Here is a 21,128-nt window from a genome sequence, read left to right on the forward strand (position 1 = left end):
TCAGCAGAAGACATAGTCGTTTTCTTTTTTTTAGGAAAACGAAGGTCTGAATCAATTAACGTAAGGAGCAGTCAGTCGAACGTTTATTTTATGGAGCATCAGCAAGACATAGCGTACCAATTAGATCTGTTCATGGAACGGAGGCTGGACACTATACACCAATATGGAGATCGTAAACACGTAGAGGGCGCGAATCTATCATTGGGGAAGCAAGTAAAACGAGTCAATAAACAAGGACGAGCCTTAGCTACCGACTTGATCGGTATTGTATGTTCGCACGATAATTTACATCGTGCATTTAAGCAGGTGAAACGAAACAAAGGATCCGCAGGTATAGATAGAGTACCGGTTGGAAAATTTTCAACATGGTACGCCGAATATGGCGAATCAATGGTTGACAATATTTTGCTAGGTACTTACTATCCTCAATCCGTTCGGAGTGTTATGATTCCGAAAGCCAATGGAGGGGATCGCGAATTAGGTATCCCTACAGTTCAGGATCGAGTTATTCAACAAGCTATTTCTCAGGTATTAACTCCTATTTACGAGAATGAGTTTTCAAATTACAGTTATGGATTTCGTCCCAAACGTAGTGCTCATCAGGCATTAAAACAAGCGAGTGAATATGTTTCAGATGACATGTACTACGTTGTCGATATGGATATGAAGAGCTTCTTTGATGAAGTGAACCATGACCGATTGATATGGAAATTAAGCCATAAAGTAGAGGATCAACGCCTACTTTTACTAATCCGTCGTTACTTACAATGTGGAATTATGAAAGGGGGAGTGACATCTGTACGAATTAAAGGAACCCCACAAGGGAGTCCTTTATCACCACTTTTGTCAAACGTTGTACTAGATGAACTTGATAAAGAATTAGAATCTAGAGGTCATTGTTTTGTAAGATATGCTGACGATTTTAGCATTTTTGTTCGCAGCCATAGAGCCAGCGAGAGAGTAAAGAAATCGATAAGCAACTTTCTCACCTCTCAACTTAAATTAAAAGTCAATGAAGAAAAGAGTATCAGTTGTGAGAGTAGTAAAACCGAACTACTAGGCTACACTATCTTAAACAACGGAACACTTATCATTGGAAGATCTCGAACCGCGCGTCTTAAATCTAAGGTAAGAATGGTAACCAAACGTAACCGAGGACGAAGTCTGAAACAAGTTGTAGAAGAACTTAATCCTATCTTACGAGGATGGTTTAATTATTTTAAATGGGCAAGTTGCAAACGTATATTGAATGATATCGACGCATGGATTCGAAGAAAGTTAAGATGTTATCGATTGAAGCAATGCAAGAAAACGATTTCTGAATAATCTAGGAGTTCGGACATGGCAGAGTTGGATTCTAGCACTGTCAGGTAAGGGTTGGTGGCGTAAGTCAAGCAGTCGACAATCACATCAAGCAATGAGTTTGCAATGGTTCGATAAATTAGGGCTATACAATATGTCGATAAGCTACGAAAAGTTCAGAGTTAATTGAAACCGCCGTATACGAGAGTATGTACGGTGGTGTGAGAGGGCGGGGGAGTAATCCCCCTACCTACTCGATTCTTATATTACACCCTAGTTGTTTTTGGTTATTAATTCCACATAAAGAGCACTAACCGAGTAACCATCATCATTTCATTATCTATTGTTATTACATCCATACTATTAATTATATTAGGTAAAACAAGTGAAATATTCAATGATGAAATTAATTTCTTCCAACTAGGAATTAAACACAAGCACTTTTGTAAAACAAATATGTGTATATTTTATTAAATACAGAGAGAAATAGATGTCATCTTTTTTTTCTTGTAAATGAATGATAATTTGAATACCTGTAACTAGCCGTAGTAATGAAGAATTCCATATTCATCATGTCAAAGATTTCTTGATAAGTGATTTTATTATCTACCTTGCGAGCTTTCTTGAGGTCTTCCTCAAAGAGCTCGCAAAATCCTTCTCTGGTAATCATGCGAATAATACGGTGTGCTTAGTGCAGGGTGGATGTCAGTTGTGGCTTCTCTTTGAATTTCATAGAGATATATTTTAGAAAGTACGTAATGTAATCTTGAAGGTCTTCTGCTCCAGCCATGGAGCAACCAATGGCAATGGTATCGGTGATCACTCCAACGATCTTATCTCTTGATCGTTTCTTGTCTGCTTTTACATTCTCATTGATATCTTTATAGACCACCACATTTCGAAACATCCAGTGTTTGACAGGATCACTCATCAGGTCGGCTTCTCCTTTGTAAATAATTCGTTCTAGTTCTTTGGTTGGCTCCGACATGTTCTTGATCCCCTCAAAAGGTATTAAAACAAATTATTCCCTAAGTCGTATTGTTTCAATAAGTTTTCGTATTGATCAAGAGATATGCTGTTTTTAAAATATTAATCGTTAGTGTGTTACTGATCGATAAAATTCTTATCTTGAGAATGACTTAAATAAACTAGTCAAAACCTACCAAAAATTGAGATCTATTAACTCAAAATATATTCGAAATGAAAGATCAGATTAATTCCCTTATAGAGAGAATATCTACCTTGAAAGAAAGGATTGAAACAGAAGAGGCAACTAAGAATGCATTTGTAATGCCATTTTTACAAGCATTAGGATATGACGTGTTTAATCCATTAGAAGTCATACCCGAATATGTTGCAGACCAGTCAACAAAGAAAGGTGAGAAAGTGGATTATTGCATCTTAAAAGATGATGATCCCATCATTATCATAGAATGTAAAAAATGGCAAGAAAATCTTGATTTGCATAATACCCAATTGGAAAGGTACTTTGCTTTTACCAAAGCGAAGTTTGGTATTCTTACAAATGGAATTGAATATTTCTTTTATACGGATCTTGAAGAGGTAAATAAAATGGATGCAATTCCATTCTTGAAAGTGAACCTTGAAAATTTGAAAGACCAAGATCTTACTCAATTGAATAAATTTCATAAGTCAGAGTTTAATGTGGATCAAATATTTGATTCAGCTAGTGAACTGAAGTATCTAAATGCCATTAAATACTACTTCGAAAATGAATTAAATGCTCCTTCTTCAGACTTTGTACGTTTCTTTACAAAACAAGTTTATCAAGGAAAAATTACTGAAAAGGTTTCCCATCAATTTACTCCAATTGTAAAAAAAGCATTGAATGCTAAGATAAACGAGACCATAAATCAAAGACTTAACAGTGCATTAAACTCGCAAACAATAGAACAAAAAGAAGAGGTGGTATCACAAGAGAATCTTAGCCCTGATGAAATAATTATAGCTGAAGATGCTGATAAAGGTATTGTAACTACCCAAGAAGAAGTGGATGCTTATAATGCGATTGTGGATATTTTAGATGGTACTGTGGAAAAAGAGCATATCGCTTTTCGTGATACAAAAAGTTATTTTGGAGTCCTTTTTGATGATAATAACCGACAACCAATATGTCGCTTATACCTAAACCATCGATCGAAAAAATACATCGGGATCTTTGACGAAGATAAGAATGAAAAGAAATATCAAATCTGCAAAATTGCTCACATATACAAATACAGCAAAGAGATAATAAAAGCTGTTGAAAAGTATCTTGTTGTAGAGTCGGAATAACAGCTTTATATTTAACTAGTTAGTTCTAGGAAACATAAAAACTTGTATCTGGGAATTTTTTATACGAGTTTTTATTATATTAATCACATCAGGTATAATGAATATTGCGTTTAATTCATGAGAATCCTAGAAATTGTATTTGAATATTTATTTTTTAAATGATTCTATGTTGATAACCTAGAAAGAAGAATAAATGAAAGTATTTTAGTCTAATAAATGGTTTCATGTATTTCTCTATTTAAAGGTACATGAACGTAATTAAGTATTATATTGAAAATAATTAAAATATTATGAAACTATTATTTACTAGTTTGTTTGTTATTTTTACTCTTTTCTCAAGTCTGGGATAAGATGTTGATACATTTGAGCTAAAAGCAAATGGTCTTGAATCAGTACAAACGCATAAAGACTATATTGTTCTTGAACTGAATAATATTTCTAAGTCTGTATTATATCAAAAATCTCTCATTTATTTTAATTCAATATACAAAAGCCCTAAAGATGTAATTAGCTCTGTTGAAGATCAACTTATTACGATTCACGGTGTAATTGATAAAAGTATACGAAGAAATAGCTTTCATGTTTTTGATATGGATTATACGATTACCTTTCAATTTAAAGATGGGAAAGTGAGAATTAATAGTCCTAGTTTTGTGTTGACTGCTTATACAAAAAATATGCAGACACTTCACGTAAAATGGACAAAGTTTAGTTTTAATGGAGAACATTTGGGAATTTATGGTAAGAATGATAAATTGAAATCTGCAAGAGCAAAGAAGGACTTAGAAGTGTTTTATAATAACTACATAAAAGAATATTTTACGAGTATTATTCAAGATGACGAATGGTAAGAAGAGAACAAAATATAATATGTGTAAGGTTATAGAGTATCTTTAAATTTAGAAAAAGGGCTTGTTTATAAGATGAATAAAAATCAAAGATCATCTCATTTCATGCAAAATGATCTGTTTCGTAGAGAATTAATCTTTCTATTAGTACAATTCCATCTACTTGGATGAATAAAGATGTGTACAAAAGAGGTGACTTTTGCTTTATAAACAAGCCCTGTGTATAAATAATAATAGATCTTCGATCTCATATTTTATTCTTTTTGTGTGGGTGAAGACAAATTAAATAGTACCTAATTTCAATATTTAAGAAAACTTTGCTTGGATGTTATGTGTTATATCTGTTATATTTGTATGTATATTTAACACATTACAATGGAGACTCCACCAAAAGTTGATTTTAAGGATCTGTATTCAGACTATCTCTCAGGAGATCATAATCTTTTTCTGTCGAAGATGGAAGAAGAGTATCTGTATTGGAATAAATTCAAATATAAGGTAAAAGGAGACCAAGTCTATGGAAAAGATGTAATGAGGGCTTGGGGGCTCGTACAATTAGATCGCAAGACGAAGTCGCAGACCTTGAAGATTGGCTCCTATCAGTTTCGCTATTGGGCTACAAACAAGATTCAGGAGAGGTGTTATCATCTCAATGGATTAATTTCAAGATTGAACATGCCCCAAGATGATTTTGTAAAGTTGATGCATAAACGGTTTAAACTAGAGGCAATATCAAGTTCTCAGATTGAGGGTGCATCGACAACGACGGAAGAGGCTATTTCAATGATTGATAAAGCGAAGAAGCCTAAAGACGACTCTGAACAGATGATCCTTAATAACTTTCATGCTTATCAGTTTATCGTAGATAATCAGCAAAGAGAACTGGATGATTCTTTTCTAATGGATATTCAGGAGATCTTAGTGAAAAATACGAAATCATCGGATAAAGTTCAGATTAGAGAGAAGCAGGTGTATGTTACGGATAACATAAAATCTGAAGCAGTACATATCCCTCCAGAGGCTTCTGAATTGCGTATTTTATTGGATGATTTGTACACCTTTATAAAGGAAGATAATCCTTTTATCCACCCTATTGTTAAGTCCGCAATACTCCATTTTATGATCGGGTATATCCACCCTTTTTTAGATGGTAACGGGCGTACTGCAAGGACATTACTATATTGGTATCTATTTAAAAAAGGGTATAGGATTATGCATCTACTCTCTGTGACAGAGGTGATTAAGAAAGCAAGGTCAAAATATGATAAGTCTTTTATAGAGTGTGAATTAGATCATAATGATCTGACATATTTTATCAATTATTCCCTAGAGATATTAGAGAAAGCATTTGAAGACTTAATTCAGTATAACGAGAAAAAGAAAAATGAGAGGGATGAAATGGATCGTATGTATGCAAAGATTTCTCGCCAGAGTCAACGATTAAAGGCTATGGGGTCTACTGCTCTAAATGAACGCCAAATCAATTTACTATCCTACCTATATGTGAAACCTGATAAATGGTTGTCGGTTCAAGAGATCGCTGAAGTACATCATACAGAAAGGCAAACTGCTCGTAAAGATGTCAACCTTCTACTAAAGCAAGGGTTCTTATTAGAGGACAAACATGGACGAAATGTAGTTGTTAAGCTTAATAATAAAGCTTTTATTGAGTCCTGGCTTGCGCAAGCGTAGATGAATTTCTACTCATTATGGTTGCGATCAAAATAAATAAATATAGATACACTGTATATCTTAATCAATTCATGTGTTCATATTGTTGCAGAAAACTTAATGTTAAGGAGGAGTAATCCTCCTTTTTTGTACCCCATAGTTTCTCAATTTAACAGACTTTAAATTTAGAATATAGCGTTGCATTTATGACTTGAAACAATGTAGAATAATGCATTTAAATATCATCATACCAGGATGTTGTATGCTGTAGATGGTGAAGTCCTTCTCTGATTGAACAATTTTTAGGTTTAATAGTTATGGCGATAGTGTTTGGGGTGTTTCAAAATGTTGTTATTTAGTTGGTTATGCTGTTGTGTCTTCTGATGGTTTGTATTCCTTTAATACCTATAGCTATGTTTGATATTGTTTTGCTGCTTGTTCTTGTCCTTTTTAATCTTCTAGTTCTCTATTGGTTTATTAAGAAAGTAAGATCTATATTTCGACGGATGTCTCTAAAGAAAGAGGTAGTCAGCTACAATAATGCGAATACTGAAAAGAAATTTAAGAAGATATACAAAGGAAAAAGAGATTTTGTCAATCTTTGGAATCAACTGGTGGATCAGTATTCTAGTGGTGAATATCTTATCTCAAAACCAAGTCCGTATACGATTGTGGGAGTAACTTATGAGAATCGTATGGACTATATTCATCGTATGAAAGAGGGAGATCCTGTGATTCTTCGTAGAGAGTTGAACAATCCCCACGATAAGAATGCCATTGCATGTTATGATCGTTGGTGGAACCATTTGGGATATATGAGAAGAGGTATTGGGGCTTCTGGTGCTTTGTGGGCTGAGCGTATTGATGAGAAAACAATGATGCCCATGGCCTATTTCTATCAGTTGCTTGAAGAGGGACCAAATATTTTCGTAGGAATGGTTCATAGTGAAGATGACATTGAAGCAATACAAAGAAGAAAAGCATTGAAGGCAAAGAAATCTACAGTGGTAAAGAAGAGACGAAAGAAAGAGGTTCACTCAGATCCCGATTCTAAACTTAAGTTTGCAGTGATCGACTTTGAGACCGCGACAGGGCAAAAAGATAGCCCTTGTGAACTTGGGGTTACGATCATTGAAAATGGAAAGATCACGGACTCCAAAGGGTGGTTGATCAAACCCCATTATGAGACTTTTGGTGTTTTCCAGAAACGGGTACATGGTATTTTTGAAGAGGATGTGGTAAACGCTCCTTCATTCGATCACGTTTGGAAAGAAGCATTGCCGATGCTTGATGGAGCTATCATCGTGGCGCATAATGCTCCGTTTGACATCGGGGTGTTGTTGGCTACCATGGACTATTATCGAGTTTCTGTTCCAACATTTGAGTATCTATGTAGCTTGGTGCTATTTCGTAATATATGGAGTGGGGTAGAGAACTATAAGCTTGAGACCTTGTGCAGATATCACCAAATCGACTACCATCATCATAGAGCCAAAGCGGATACCGAAGCTACAGCTGCAGTATTACTGAAAGCAATCGAATCACAAGAGATCACAAAGATCTCAGACTTCATAGAGAAGTCGGGCGTGGCGCTTGGAAGTATATTAGCTGATGGGACCACACTTCCTTGCTCTGCAATCCATAAAGCCAAGAAAGTAGAGGAGTTGTCTCTTCCCAATCCCGATAACAATATAATCCAACAATGTCCTATCACTGGGAAAGTGGTGGTTGTAACAGGATCATTAAAAACACACTCAAGATCACAGATAGAACAGATTGTTATTTCTCATGGAGGGGTGTGGGAAAAAACAGTGACCATGAAGACAGATTTTCTTGTTGTAGGGAGACAAGATCTCACAGTGGTAGGCAAAGATGGTCTCAGTACCAAACACCGAAAAGCACTTGATTATATCGAAAGAAAACACCTTCCTGTTCAGATTGTGGATGAAGACACCTTTGAAGAGCTTGTTCATAATGAAGCGGAGCTTTAAATCTCATGAATCTTTGATTAAAAATCGAGGGCTTATGAGTGACATATCCTATGGTTGTGAATATTTAGTAATTCATCTGTCAATAGTATTCGTTCAATTTATTCTTATTAAATATCTGTCCATAGACCTTGTTTCGTTTGACTCCGAGTTGAAGAATATATGATGCTCCTTTTGATAAAAGATGGTTGTAAATAAACGAATCATCTATGAAATAGATCTTCTTATTTGAGAATTAAAGAGTATTTAAATTTAGATTCAGTGATTTTAATGGCTATATTTGCAGTATAAGTACATATAAGTGATGTTAAAATTGATATGCGATGATAATAGAGTTTTCAGTTACCAACTTTGGTCCAATAAAAACGAAGCAGACATTAAGCTTTGAGGCAACTAATGATGATACCCTTGAAGATTACTATGTTCATGAACCTATTCCTGGTTTACGATTACTTAAGTTCGCGATTCTATATGGTCCAAATGCTTCTGGAAAATCAACAATATTAAAAGCTTTGGATTTCTTAAGAAAGCTTGTTCTTAATCCTGAAGATAAAAAAACAGATAAGCTTGATTTTGAGCCATTTTTATTTGACGAAAATACCCCTTTACAACCTTCAGAATTAAATCTGTCTTTTATTCAAAACAAAATAAAGTACAATTATACGATTGTTTTTACAAAGGATTTAATTCTTAAAGAGGAACTAGATTATCAACCGAAAGGGCGTTCTGCTGTAGTTTATACAAGAGAGACAAATGTTGAAAATAGGATATCTGAAATAAACTTTGGAAGTACAATAAAAATATTGAAGGAAGATCGAATGATTCTTCGTGGAAATACCATCAGCAATAACAGTGTACTAGGTGCTTATAACAAATCAAATATTAATTCGCCAGAACTTGATGAGGTCTTTGGTTGGTTTAAAGATGAATTAATGAGGTTGATTCAACCACAACATAATTTATTTAGTTGGACATCTGATAGGGTTGAGAAGAATGAAAATGGATTTAGACAAAAGGTTATCGATATTATAAGAAAAGCGGATATTCAAATTAATAATATTGAGATTGACGTTGACGAAGAAGAAATAAGCAAACAGGTATTAGACAACATCGATAAGTTGCCAATATCGAATGAGGCAATTGAAAAAATAAAGACAGAAAAAAAGTTTGTAAAGAAAGATGTTATATTTCACCATAATATTAGCAACAATGGAAATGTTGAGACATACCACCTTTCTAAAGATTTTGAATCTTTAGGTACTAAGAGATATTATGAGCTGAGTGGTATATTGGCGACATTAATAGATGAAGAAAAAGTGGTTTGTATCGATGAAATTGAAACATCTCTACATCCTGATTTGATGAAACATTTTATCTTAACATATCTTGTGAATTCTAGATCTTCTCAATTACTGATAAGTACCCATAATGTGTTTCTATTATCGGAAAAAGATATGTTAAGAAATGATGCGATATGGTTTACCGAGAAGCAACTTGATGGTTCAACAGATCTATTTAGTTTAGATGATTTTGATTCTTCAACACTAAGAAAGGGCACATCCATTATCAATGCTTATAAAATAGGTAAGTTAGGGGCAAAACCGAACTTAGGAAGTTACTTCATAAATACTTATTCTAATGGCAAGGAATAGAAAAAGTAGGAAAACAAATAATTCTGTTGCTATTGTAGGCGATGGTCCTACAGAACAGATCTATTTTAATCAAATGAAAGAAACCGAATCTTTAAGGAATCATAATATTAAACCTGAACTACCTTGTAGGGCTGGAAGAGGTGGTGGACATATGAGGGTGCTAAATAGAATTGATGAATTATTAGAAGAAGGGCACGATCATATCTATTGCTTAATCGATTATGATAAAGTTATCGAAGAAGGCAATGTGCAAAAGTTCGAAAGTGAATGTAGGAGATTTGATCCTGATAGAGTTACAATTCTCATTAATAACCCAAGCTTTGAAATGTGGTATGTTTCTCATTTTACACGTACAGGAAAGTTGTTTAAGAATGGAAAAGAAGTCGAGACGTATTTGAAAAAGTATATTCCTAGTTATTCTAAAAGTCGTAATTATCTGATTAAAAAGAATATCTATAATCATTTAGAGCCAAAAATTACTTCTGCGATAAGCAATGCTAAATCCTTAGAGCATAAAAGAAGCGATAAAAGTGAACGATATCCTAGAGCTGAAGTCTTCAAACTGGTAGAAAAACTTCGCAAACTCGATAAGTAAAATTTTCTTCATATCTACAGTACTCGTATTCTCCTATTGTATTCAAGCTTCGATCCTCTAGATAATTAAAACAGTCGGATTTCATTGTTATTTTCTTGCTTATATAATCGTATTGGAAGGGCTTCTAAAACTTCGTAAAGAATGTGTATTGCATTAAATACAGCCATCTTTTTTGAATCACTGTCCCCCCAACTTGAGTGATATTTTGTAACCAGTCATAAGATCTAACTAGATGATCTTTCTCATCTTGCGGATTGTTTTTTTCGATCTTGTAAATGTATTTGCAAGTAAGACTCTTATTTTCATAACTATAGGATTTGTAAGATCTATGACAAACGTAGAAAACAGGATTCAAAGAAAGGATAGGTATTGTCTATTACATGTATTTAATAATTTTATTACATAACTCAGATAAATTGGTTGAAAAAATATCAGGAATATTATTTGAGTTATACTCTAGATTCTTCCGTGAATGATCAATTGCATAATTTATGTAAGTACTGTTGGCGACCTCAATTGTATTAACTCCCCCCTTAATCTTGTTTGCTAAGTAGTTTTTAAAATTTGTTGCTTTTGATTTGGAGGAATCTAAAAAAATAGAATTTGAAGAAGGTTTTGTATCGTAGAATTTGTAATATAGCCAAACTTCAAAACAAGGATTGCTAATGTAAACGTCGATTTTTGCATCTTCACAATCTTTTCTTCTATTTACAATATCTGATTCGAAATGATCAACATCCGTTACGATACAAACTTCGTCATCAATTTTGAAATCTTCAATGAATGAAGCAATTCTAGTTAATTGTAGAATTTCAAAATATCTATAATCAATCAAGTCAATATCTTGAACTAGAATTCCTAGTTCATGTAGTAAATCATTGAAATCGGACTTGTTCGTTATATTAGAACTACTTGTTAAGGCATCAGACAAATATTCAACAAGAAGCCCCTTTTTTATGTCTATAGCAGTGTTGCAAACCTGATTATAGCTACCTCCAGTGCTTCCATACGTATTATTTTCGTATATTACTTTCAATCTTTTACGGATGCATCTCTTTTTTAATTCGTTAAAATAATCGGATTCTTTTTTTTCAGCACAGCATACAATAGTAATACTGTAAAATGGCTTCTTTCCTGTTTTTTTAAATATAACGGATTGAGTTTAGTCGTGTCAATATCTGTCTCTCGTTTCTTTGGGAGCTCTTTTATTTGAATATTTCTCTTAAGTCTTGTCTGTTTGTTGGGTTTCGTATATTGATTCATTCTCAATTATCTGTCATTGGTAGATTGTAACTACTCAGGTTCTTTTTGAGTCTAATAATCACACAAAAGTTCCAAACACGTTGTTTTAGTGATGATTGTTAATAATAATAGGCCGTATTGTTGATTACTTTCTGTTATAATATTTTCTAATTTGTCAAGATCGATGAATCTTTGTAGTCATGAGAACAATTGATTGTTTAGAACAAGAAAATAGAGCTTTAAAGAAGCAGGTTGAGTCCTTAAAGGAAGAGCTAGACAGAGTGATGTCACGAGTTCAAGCTTTGTCACAAGAGAATACTATGCTTCATGAAAAAGTAAAGGATCTAGAAGATAAACTATCGCGTAATCATAAAAACAGTAGTAATAGTAGTTTTCCACCTTCAAGAGATTTACATACAGTAAAGAAAAATCAATCACTTCGAAATAAATCCACTAGGAAACCCGGAGGTCAACCCAACCATAAAGGATCGACATTACAACAGAGTGATTTTCCAACAAGCATAGAGTCATATTATCCTCCATCGACATGTCAGTGTGGTAATACATTAAATCAAGAAGACGCTAGCTTGTTATGCAAACGTCAGGTTTTTGACATACCACCTGTTCTTGAACAAATCTGCACGGAGCATCGTCTTTATGAAAATAGATGCAGTTGTGGTCAACTACACAAAGGTTCTATGCCCTCGAATATAAAAGCACCTGTCCAATACGGTTCTCATTTACGATCACTAATTGTAAGCTTGTATGTTGAACATTATATCCCTTTAAACCGTATTGGTTCACTAGTGGAAGAGATAACATCATTTAAAATTGGAGATGGGACTATTACTAATATTTTAAATAAAGCCCAAGAGGTGATGACTCCTTTATATGAATCACTTCGTGAATCGATATCCAAATCCAGTGTAGTTGGCTCAGACGAAACAGGTTGCAAGATCAATGGAGGCAAAGGATGGATGTGGGTATGGCAAAATCATGAGGTAACATTCATTACAGCCAATAAGTCTAGAGGGTATAAAGTTGTAGTAGAAAATTTTAAAAAAGGATTTATTAATGCGACCTTAGTCAGTGACTGTTATGCTTCACAATTAAAAACTCCAGCCAAACATTATCAACTATGTTTAGCACATTTACAACGAGAATTAATCTACATTAAACAACAAACGAATAACAGTTGGGCAGAGGATATTTTGAATATATTCTATAAAGCCATGAAATTAAAGAGAGAATCAGCCAAGAACCAATATCCTTTAAAAGAAAAATCAATATTTAAAGAACAGCTTTTATTACTGTTGAAAAATGACGAGTATGACGATCAGCTAGATGAGATCAAGACATTACGGAGTCGATTAATTAAAAGGATTGATAGTGTGTTTACTTTCTTAGAGTATTACGAAGTTCCTTTTGACAACAATGCATCCGAAAGGTCAATACGTAATATTAAAATAAAACAAAAAGTATCTGCAGGTTATCGAACAGAAGAAGGAGCCCAAAGGTATGCCATGTTACGCTCTATTGTTGATACACTTAAAAAACAAGGAAAGAGTGTAGTGAGAATGATTGCTCATTGGTTATCTCAAAACCATCTTAAGGTCAGTTGGCAATAAAATAATTTACACATTATATATTTTCTGAACCTCCATTCTTTAGCGAATGGAGGCTAAACTATAAATGAACCTGAGTAGTTACGGTAGATTAGGGGTAATTTTATCAATATTGGGGGTGGCTCCATACCTTCCTTGTATATAGCCATTCTTAATATTTATGGTATTATGTTCTTTAAATTCATTAAGAGAATATAAATCCGAAACACCGTTTTCTTTCTCTACAAACCAAACCTCATCAGAACGCAAATATTTTTTTTGATCTAAAAGTTCAGTTTCGTGTGTTGTATATATTAATTGTCCCTTACTTTTAATATTGCCAAAAAATTCAATTAATTTACAGATTAGTTCAGGGTGAATACTATTTTCAATTTCATCAATAAAAATAGTGTCTTTGTTGTTAATTAATATATATATTATACGAATAAGGTTTAAAAATGTTATTGTTCCATCTGATTGAGACCCCATGTCTAGTTCGCCAACAAAGCCATCTATCCCTTTCTGTTTAAATAGAATTTCTTTGACCAAAAGTTGCTCTTCTTCTTCTTGAATTAAATACATTGGTTTTTTACCATTGAATCGTATTAAGTTCGTCGCAGAAGGATCTTTTTTGAAAATGTTTTTAATAATATTAGTATCTTTAATATCATTTTCAGTTGAAATAAATTCAGTAAGTTCTGTTGTTTTTACAAAGAAGTTTTGTATTCCTAAGTTTACTTTATCGATGATCTTTTGAGCAAATAGGTTTAATCTTTCATCCTTAGAATAATCATTAATAAGATCTCTAGAATCTCTGTGAATTGGATATACTTTAATGTGATTTTTAATCCAATTTACTGATTTATCAATATTAATATTTTCAATAAATGAAACATCCGTATAAATTGATAAAAATGAAGATCGATTATTCTTGTCTAATGTTCGAGAGATTATTTGAATAATTTCAGAACTTATATTCACCTCTGCCCCAAATATTATCTCTTGATTATTACGTTCAAATTGGAGTCCGAAATCAGTCTTGTTAAACTTTTTTGTTTCTAATTTTTCTTTAAACGAATTTTCAGAAATAGCAAAACTATATTTATATACTTCATCTATTATTAAAAACTCAATACTAATGATTATTTCACTTTTAGTTTCTTCTTTAAGATTAAAAGTGTACCTATGTAATTTTTCTTTTTCTAGAAAATTTTTATCCAAAGCAATACCTTTAATGAAATTAATAGTTTTTAGTAGATTGGATTTACCAGAACCATTAGACCCAAAGATTGCTGCTTGTTTTAAAAGAGGAATATTAATATCTGAATATACTTGAGAAGATAATGTAGCCTTTTTTAGATTAGGAAACATATCGAATGATACCTCGTTATTGTATGAAAGAAAATTCTGTATATTTAGTCTGAGTAACATTGTTTTATTTATTTACTTTACAGTTGTAAAGTAAATGAATAAAAAAAACTTATCAAAACATAAGCGTGAGTTTTTCACGTTTGCGTTATTGTGATGAATAATTCCCTATGATGTATATAATAAAGTGTTGCTTCTCAATCTCAAATTCAGGAATTACATATCCCCTTATCCATTTTGCAAAGTAAGGTAAGCGTTCAGTTATCCCCATCTTGTGCATTATTTTAAAGCCTTCTATTTTTGAGACATAATCAAAAAAAGAAATAGATGAGTAAAAAAGCACAGATGTTTGATCTCATAGAAGCACAACACAATAGTGGACTAAGCAATATCGATTACTGTAAACAGAACAATATAAAACTATCAGTATATAGTTATTGGAAGGCAAAATATAAGAAGGAGTATTCTAAAGAAACTCAAGGTTTTTTTGTCACATTAGACAATGAAACCTCACAAATAAAAGAAGAGATCGTTATCACTTATCCCAATGGTGTAACCCTTCAACTTTCTTCAGCAACGACAATATCGACGCTTCGATCATTAATCCAGATTCAAGGCTGATGTTATCAATATCTTCAAATGATCGTTTTCACCTCTATTCTGAAGCAACAGATATGAGGAAAAGTTTTGATGGATTATCCGGATTGGTGCAGAATAAGATTGATGCCAATATTACTTCGGGAGATGTATTTATCTTTCTGAACAAACGTCGTACCATGATGAAATTACTTAAATGGGAAAGAGGTGGTTTTGTTCTTTTTGTGAAACGATTAGAGAGAGGAACCTTTAGACCTCCTGAAATAAAAGACTTAACATCAATGCATCTTGAGTACACTGATCTTGTCCTTCTTATAGAAGGTGTTCTTGTCAAAGAATATAAAAGACAAAAACGTTATGTTATTTAAATAAATATGTGTATCCTTAAACCATGAATAAGAGCGATATCATAGAGGATGTAAGTAAAGAAGATCTTTTGGACCAACTCCAAAAGATGATGACTAAATACTCTAATGTCGACTCTGAAAACACCAACTTAAAACAAGAGATAGAATCCTTAAAGGCACAGATTGCCTATCTTCAAAGACGTATCTTTGGCTCAACCAAAGAAACCTATAAAGATCCGAACCAATTAGAGTTAGCTCTTGAAGTCGAAGAGAAAAATCTAGAAGACTTACAGATATCTTCTCCAGAAGAGGAGGTTATTGAGGTTGTTAAGAAGAAAAAAAAGGCAAAAAGAAAAAGTATCCCTTCTGACCTTCCTCGTCAAGTAGAAGTGATTGAACCTGATGATGTCCCAGAGGGAGCAACTCGTATTGGAGAAGAGATATCAGAGAGGATTGAGTTTAGTCCAGGTAAGCTTTATGTAAGACAAATTGTTCGTCCTAAATACCGTCTACTCGAAGAGGATAGCATTATCATCTCCGAGCTTCCGTCGGATCTTATCCCCAAATGTATGGCGGGAAACTCATTAATAAGTCAATTTATTGTTGGTAAATTCTACGACCATATACCTCTTTATAGAGCCCAAGGGATCTTTAAAAGATCAGGAATTGATTTTCCTAAAGCAACCATCAATGGATGGATAAGGAAGGCTGCTGAACTACTTTCTCCACTATACAAACATATCGAGAAAAAAGTAATCCAGTCAGACTATATTCAAGCCGATGAGAAAAGCATCAAGGTTCTAACAGATAAGAAACAAGGAGCCACTCATCTTGGTTATTTTTGGATATATTATGCACCACATATAAAGAGTTGTTTATTTACTTACGATAACTCTCGAAGGGGTTCTGTACCAGAATCTACATTAAAAGAGTTTAAAGGAGTTCTCCAGACAGATGGATATCAAGGTTATCATAAACTTGGACGCCAAAAAGAAGTTATAAAGTTAGCATGTATGGCACATGCTCGACGGAAATTTTTTGAGGCAAAAGAAAATGATCGAACTCGTGCTGAATATGCTTTGAAAAAAATCCAAGAACTATATAAGATAGAGAGAACAAGTCAGGAAAAAGAGTTGTCTATCGAAGAAACCTATCTTCTTCGACAAGAACTTGCTGTACCTATACTAGAGGAACTCGGTCAATGGTTAAAAAAAGAGTCTCTTACAGCATTACCTAAAAGCCCTATTGGGAAAGCAATCAACTATAGTCTAAATCTATGGGATGAACTGTGTCGATATACAGAAGATGGAAGCTACATAATCGACAATAATAATGTAGAGAATAAAGTACGCCCAGTAGCCATTGGACGTAAAAACTATCTCTTTGCAGGATCAGAAGAGGGAGCTAAAAGAGCAGCAATGTTCTATACTTTATCTTCAATGTGCAAAATGGCAGACGTTGAACCTCATGCATGGTATACAGATATCTTAAATCGTATATCCGACACCAAGCCATCGAAATACGATGACTTACTTCCTCAAAACTGGAAATAATCTTTATAGTAAAAAAGATCAATCTTCATATACGTGAGTAGCCGAACGGATACCTCTAAATTTAAAAAAGATTCATTTAGTGCAAGTACACTACATGATGTCGTATCTCAAGCTTTAAAAAATATTGGACGTGTTAACGCAACAGTTGAAGAATTTAAAAATAAATACAACAATAGTTGGAAAAATGAGTTTTATAAAGTTCCTAAGAAAGGTAATATAGAATCTAAAAAGACAAAGATATCACTAGTGCGAAAAGGAAATGATTGGGAAGTAATCAAGAATGTTATTGAAGGAATTTATTCAAATCCTAATTACCATAAAAGAATTTTTATAGCCATGCCTTCTTTTACAAAAGAAGAACTTCAGATTAAGTTAGAGAAGACAAGTTGTAGTGACGGAAATTTACATGAAATACAATTACTATGGCTTTTGAGTTCTTTTATCTCAACTTGTCAAGATTATGGGGTGGAACCATATTTATTGACATATGGTTGATTATAGATCTGTTTGTTGATGTAGGGCTTCAAAGTTCTCTTTTCTGCATACTTATTATGAGCTAAATTGAAGGATCAAACATTTTAGAAATATATCTCCTCTGTCAAGGCAAAAATAATGAGACAAAGTAGACCCTACGTCGATATTTTATAACCTAGAATACGATGATACAGATACAATGGAATGATTCAATTAGGTTCATTATTTGGTATTGCATCATAATGTCCACAATCGTAGTTGAAGTATTGTAGATTACAATAGAAGAAAGCTTCTCGAATAGTATAACACATAAAAACTTGGTTATACTCAGAATAAAAAAGCCTGTAAATTGTTGATTTACAGGCTTTAGGTGATCTCAAGGGGACTTTGTAAACCATTGTATTCTAATGTTTTATCTTCTTCGGTATCACTTGTAGTATCAATCAAATGAAATAAATGTTAAAGATTTCTCTTTTGTTTAGATTAAGGCATAAACCTCTGGAATTAAAAATGTCATTACTCCACCAATGATTGTACTCCCTTTCATGAAATGCCACAAGTACTTTAATTTGAAATTATTTAACCTTAGATTTTCTTGTTAATCTAGTATCATTACATTTTAACTAGAATGAGTTTAGAATGGAGTCGTACTCATGCAGTCTTTTTGCCCAAGCAGGACGATTATTCTTTAAATTAACCCAGTCATCTTCAGTTAGATTTTCAAAAGCTTTTGGAAAATCAATTATTTCATATGTTAAGTTTTCAAGGATTTGATCATTCAAGCTGTAGTTAGAATAAAATTCACCAAATTGAGATGTACATATGACTGTGTTCGTATGTATAATACCTTTTGAAAGTAGTCCAGAAACTGTAGGGTCATTAATTGGCATTTTGATACTTTTACTTCCTAACAAGAAGAATTCTCGAATTAATGATTTTTCGTGAGGATCTAATGACTTGATGGTTTTCTTTAGCTTTCTTTTATATTTCCTTTTGTTGTAAAAAACTTTTAGTTTTTGTTTGATGTATTTACCAAATCTTATCAGAAGAATTAGTGTCGAAACAACGAAAGCTATAAAAATATATAGATTATACTTGGGATCTATACTTGAAATATTAAAAAAATCGAATATTATTTCTCCATAAAAAAGTTTTAATGCAGTAATAGCCATTATAATAAATAATGTAGTATTCGATATTTTATCTAGATCGATTAAGTTTTTGAGCCATTCCATATTACAATATTCAATTTTATAATAATTTGTTTATCAAAAATAATTATTAATTCATTAGTTTATCAAAAATCAAAATCAAATTTATCGTAAGATTACACCTTGTATAGTAATCAAGAATGGCTTGAATTCATTCAAGGTCATTAATATTTCTTTTCTAACATCTCCTGTCGATATTGATGTCTAGTGTAACCGGTGCCATTGATATGGTAGACGCACCAGACATCTACGGGCATTGTAGGTGTTGATTGATAATTTACTTCTACGGTCATGGGGACGCTGCCACTTTTTAAAGTGACAACGTCTCCTGGTTTAAATAACTTCTTAATTTCTTTTGATTCTTCCATGATACTTACTTGAGGTCAGTGAATAGATCCGATGGTTTATGTAGGGCTTCAAAGTCGTAGTTGGCTGTGAGTACTTCGATCTTTGATTTGTTGGGTTTGCCAGTACTATTGTTGTTGGCTACACTAACGGTCTGCTTGATTTGCTTCTGGTACCATCCATGTTTCTCTGCGTATTCGGAGAGAATGTCGGATGGATAACTACTCAATAAAAACTTACCCTTGATCGAGGATAGGAGCGTAAGGAGAGCTTCAAAGTCCTCTTTGCTGTATCCATCATAGTGTCCGCAATCGCTGTTGAAGTATGGAGGATCACAGTAGAAGAATGCCTCTTCTTGATCTCGGCTGTTGATGATACGTAGTGCATCGGTACATTCTATTTGTACGTTCTGGAGTCGTATGGCCAACTCTTCAGAGAACTCATTTCGTTTGTTATTGATCTTCTTGGAGGTGCAGTTCTTCGATATATCATATCCCCAGGTTCCATCCAACATGGAAGAAAAACTCTCGTTTGCCATCACCCATATCGCCCATGCTCTTTTCTCTCTTGTAAACATATGAGGATTTCCATAGATTACCTTTGCATCGTTGAATTGAGAGCGTGAGTGTAACGATATGCGTATCATGGTAGATAGTGTCGCAAAGTCATTTTTAATCACCTCATAGAAGTTAATAAGCTCTCTATTGGTATCGTTGATCACTTCGATATTAGAGGGACGCTTAGACCAGAAGATGGCACCACCTCCGATAAAGGGTTCTGCATATAGCGTGTGCATGGGAAATAGAGGTAAGATGGTTTTGATTAGGTTTTGTTTCCCACCATAATAACTGATAGGTGCTTTCATAATTTGTTTATTTTTGTTAACTTTAATTTATCTCTCACAAAAAAGCGTACAACCACGATAAGACATTTAGTGCCCTAGGTGTGTTTGTACGCTATGTATGATCATTTTATTGTGAGAGATAACTTGAAGTGCTTAGGGCACTTTTTTACCTTCTTGGTCTTCCAAAAAGGAATGCGATAATAAGCCCTAAGTATTCTATTAGTTTGGTGTTCGTCTCTTCTGGAATACCAATTGCTTTACCAAAGATGACACATAGTAGGATGATCAGTATTACCAGCTCATGAATGTTCTGATCCAACCATCCACCATTACGATTAAATCTTCGGGCATCTTGTTTGTCTCCAGTAGCACTGTTTTTGATAAACTTGGAGGCGGTCTTTTTTACCGTATCGGTAATGTTTTTCACATTGTCTTTCATGAATAGGCGTTTTAGGAATTTCATAATTAAGGGTTAAAGAGGTAAATTTTGCTTCCTTGATCACGAACATCAAGGTGAACCCAATGCACGTGGTTCTCTAATCTTATCGGATATGGAAGTTCGTCAGCAAGCTCTTCAATAATATATTTACGTACTTGCCAAGCCTCCATACCCTTCACATCAAAATCAATGGCTTGTCCCTGGATATGTGCAGACATATATACTTTCTCTTTTCGTGTCTTTGTAGCTACCAATTCACATAGATTGCATCTTAGTCCACGTTGGGAAAGGTCTCCATCGTAGTGCCAATCATTAACAAAGAAGGCTCTGTTTAACTTCGCACGTAAGAATAGAAGTGTTTCTAAAAGACGTGGATCAAAAAAGTTCCATGCTCTTGTGCCATACTTCTCATATACTTCTGGACACACCAATTCTTGTAACTCAAAATGTTTCTGCAGGTTCTTTATTGTTTCCATAAGGCTTCGCTTTAGGTGTTGAAAATTGCTTCTCAAGATTAGATATCTTTTCGTTCATAGCTTGTCGATATAGTTGACAGCTATGTTTGTGGGAGCGATCTCTCTCTTCTATGACAGCGATGGTTTTGGACAACTCTTGCAAAGCTTCACTTAGTCTGGTTAAAGAGTGTGAGAACTCTTTGTTTGCTTTTAATTGTGCCGAGATGATCCATCCGATGGTTCCAAGAAAGGCAGTAAGGGCAGCAGTGATAAGCGAAATAGCAAGGTCAGACATGAT

The 21,128-nt window shown here is 33.7% G+C and carries 21 protein-coding genes; 12 read left to right on the forward strand and 9 right to left on the reverse strand.

All coding sequences use genetic code 11. From position 1 onward, the window contains the following. Positions 1-90: 90 nt before the first annotated feature. Positions 91-1,326 carry a group II intron reverse transcriptase/maturase gene (ltrA, locus tag K4L44_05705; protein QZE15328.1) on the forward strand — a complete coding sequence of 412 codons (1,236 nt, stop codon included), beginning with the start codon at positions 91-93 and terminating at the stop codon, positions 1,324-1,326. Positions 1,327-1,990: 664 nt separating this feature from the next. On the opposite strand, the gene K4L44_05710 is transcribed toward ltrA, so the two are convergent. Next, positions 1,991-2,290 carry a phage terminase family protein gene (locus K4L44_05710; protein ID QZE15329.1) on the reverse strand — a complete coding sequence of 100 codons (300 nt, stop codon included), beginning with the start codon at positions 2,288-2,290 and terminating at the stop codon, positions 1,991-1,993. Positions 2,291-2,502: 212 nt separating this feature from the next. Here K4L44_05710 and K4L44_05715 point away from each other — a divergent pair, with 212 nt between their 5' ends. The 6 genes from K4L44_05715 to K4L44_05740 all read left to right on the forward strand — a co-directional run bounded on the left by K4L44_05715 (position 2,503) and on the right by K4L44_05740 (position 10,351). Then, positions 2,503-3,597, forward strand: a complete 1,095-nt coding sequence (locus K4L44_05715) for a type I restriction enzyme HsdR N-terminal domain-containing protein (GenBank protein QZE15330.1) — start codon at positions 2,503-2,505, stop codon at positions 3,595-3,597. 413 nt (positions 3,598-4,010) lie between these two features. After that, complete coding sequence (locus K4L44_05720) at positions 4,011-4,448, forward strand: DUF4468 domain-containing protein (GenBank protein ID QZE15958.1); 438 nt, start codon at positions 4,011-4,013, stop codon at positions 4,446-4,448. Between the two features lie 372 nt (positions 4,449-4,820). Further along, positions 4,821-6,137 carry a Fic family protein gene (locus tag K4L44_05725; protein QZE15331.1) on the forward strand — a complete coding sequence of 439 codons (1,317 nt, stop codon included), beginning with the start codon at positions 4,821-4,823 and terminating at the stop codon, positions 6,135-6,137. A 392-nt stretch (positions 6,138-6,529) separates the two neighbouring features. Further along, a complete protein-coding gene (locus tag K4L44_05730) occupies positions 6,530-8,107 on the forward strand; it encodes a hypothetical protein (protein QZE15332.1) in 1,578 nt (525 codons plus the stop codon). Positions 8,108-8,427: 320 nt separating this feature from the next. Beyond that, positions 8,428-9,756, forward strand: coding sequence for an ATP-binding protein (locus K4L44_05735; protein ID QZE15333.1), 1,329 nt, complete (start codon positions 8,428-8,430; stop codon positions 9,754-9,756). Next, entirely contained in the window at positions 9,743-10,351 is a 609-nt protein-coding gene (locus K4L44_05740; GenBank protein QZE15334.1) for an RloB family protein, read from the forward strand. Before K4L44_05735 ends, K4L44_05740 begins: the two co-directional genes overlap by 14 nt. Positions 10,352-10,727: 376 nt before the next feature. On the opposite strand, the gene K4L44_05745 is transcribed toward K4L44_05740, so the two are convergent. Then, positions 10,728-11,501 carry an RloB family protein gene (locus tag K4L44_05745; GenBank protein ID QZE15959.1) on the reverse strand — a complete coding sequence of 258 codons (774 nt, stop codon included), beginning with the start codon at positions 11,499-11,501 and terminating at the stop codon, positions 10,728-10,730. Positions 11,502-11,793: 292 nt separating this feature from the next. On the opposite strand from K4L44_05745, the gene K4L44_05750 reads away from it, so the two are divergent. Further along, a complete protein-coding gene (locus K4L44_05750) occupies positions 11,794-13,221 on the forward strand; it encodes an IS66 family transposase (GenBank protein QZE15335.1) in 1,428 nt (475 codons plus the stop codon). A 78-nt stretch (positions 13,222-13,299) separates the two neighbouring features. Here K4L44_05750 and K4L44_05755 read toward each other — a convergent pair whose 3' ends face one another. Beyond that, the gene (locus K4L44_05755; GenBank protein ID QZE15336.1) at positions 13,300-14,568 is read right to left on the reverse strand and encodes an ATP-binding protein; all 1,269 of its coding nucleotides are present in this window, start codon (positions 14,566-14,568) and stop codon (positions 13,300-13,302) included. A gap of 324 nt (positions 14,569-14,892) precedes the next feature. On the opposite strand from K4L44_05755, the gene K4L44_05760 reads away from it, so the two are divergent. From K4L44_05760 to K4L44_05775, 4 genes are read left to right on the forward strand one after another with little or no spacing between them, the layout of a single operon-like run. Beyond that, positions 14,893-15,186 carry a hypothetical protein gene (locus K4L44_05760; protein ID QZE15337.1) on the forward strand — a complete coding sequence of 98 codons (294 nt, stop codon included), beginning with the start codon at positions 14,893-14,895 and terminating at the stop codon, positions 15,184-15,186. After that, positions 15,186-15,530, forward strand: a complete 345-nt coding sequence (tnpB, locus tag K4L44_05765) for an IS66 family insertion sequence element accessory protein TnpB (protein ID QZE15338.1) — start codon at positions 15,186-15,188, stop codon at positions 15,528-15,530. Before K4L44_05760 ends, tnpB begins: the two co-directional genes overlap by 1 nt. Positions 15,531-15,553: 23 nt before the next feature. After that, positions 15,554-17,062, forward strand: coding sequence for an IS66 family transposase (locus K4L44_05770; protein ID QZE15339.1), 1,509 nt, complete (start codon positions 15,554-15,556; stop codon positions 17,060-17,062). A gap of 33 nt (positions 17,063-17,095) precedes the next feature. Next, a complete protein-coding gene (locus K4L44_05775; GenBank protein QZE15340.1) occupies positions 17,096-17,557 on the forward strand; it encodes a hypothetical protein in 462 nt (153 codons plus the stop codon). Between the two features lie 602 nt (positions 17,558-18,159). On the opposite strand, the gene K4L44_05780 is transcribed toward K4L44_05775, so the two are convergent. From K4L44_05780 to K4L44_05805, 6 genes are all read right to left on the reverse strand, one after another. Next, the gene (locus K4L44_05780) at positions 18,160-18,771 is read right to left on the reverse strand and encodes a superinfection exclusion B family protein (GenBank protein ID QZE15341.1); all 612 of its coding nucleotides are present in this window, start codon (positions 18,769-18,771) and stop codon (positions 18,160-18,162) included. Between the two features lie 140 nt (positions 18,772-18,911). Continuing rightward, complete coding sequence (locus K4L44_05785) at positions 18,912-19,115, reverse strand: YodC family protein (protein QZE15342.1); 204 nt, start codon at positions 19,113-19,115, stop codon at positions 18,912-18,914. A gap of 5 nt (positions 19,116-19,120) precedes the next feature. Then, the gene (locus K4L44_05790; GenBank protein ID QZE15343.1) at positions 19,121-19,957 is read right to left on the reverse strand and encodes a DNA adenine methylase; all 837 of its coding nucleotides are present in this window, start codon (positions 19,955-19,957) and stop codon (positions 19,121-19,123) included. 145 nt (positions 19,958-20,102) lie between these two features. Then, complete coding sequence (locus K4L44_05795) at positions 20,103-20,399, reverse strand: hypothetical protein (protein QZE15344.1); 297 nt, start codon at positions 20,397-20,399, stop codon at positions 20,103-20,105. 2 nt (positions 20,400-20,401) lie between these two features. Then, complete coding sequence (locus K4L44_05800) at positions 20,402-20,851, reverse strand: hypothetical protein (GenBank protein QZE15345.1); 450 nt, start codon at positions 20,849-20,851, stop codon at positions 20,402-20,404. Continuing rightward, a complete protein-coding gene (locus tag K4L44_05805; protein QZE15346.1) occupies positions 20,817-21,125 on the reverse strand; it encodes a hypothetical protein in 309 nt (102 codons plus the stop codon). Before K4L44_05805 ends, K4L44_05800 begins: the two co-directional genes overlap by 35 nt. Positions 21,126-21,128: the final 3 nt, after the last annotated feature.

The organism is Prolixibacteraceae bacterium (genome assembly GCA_019720755.1).
GTDB lineage: Bacteria > Bacteroidota > Bacteroidia > Bacteroidales > Prolixibacteraceae > Halosquirtibacter > Halosquirtibacter laminarini.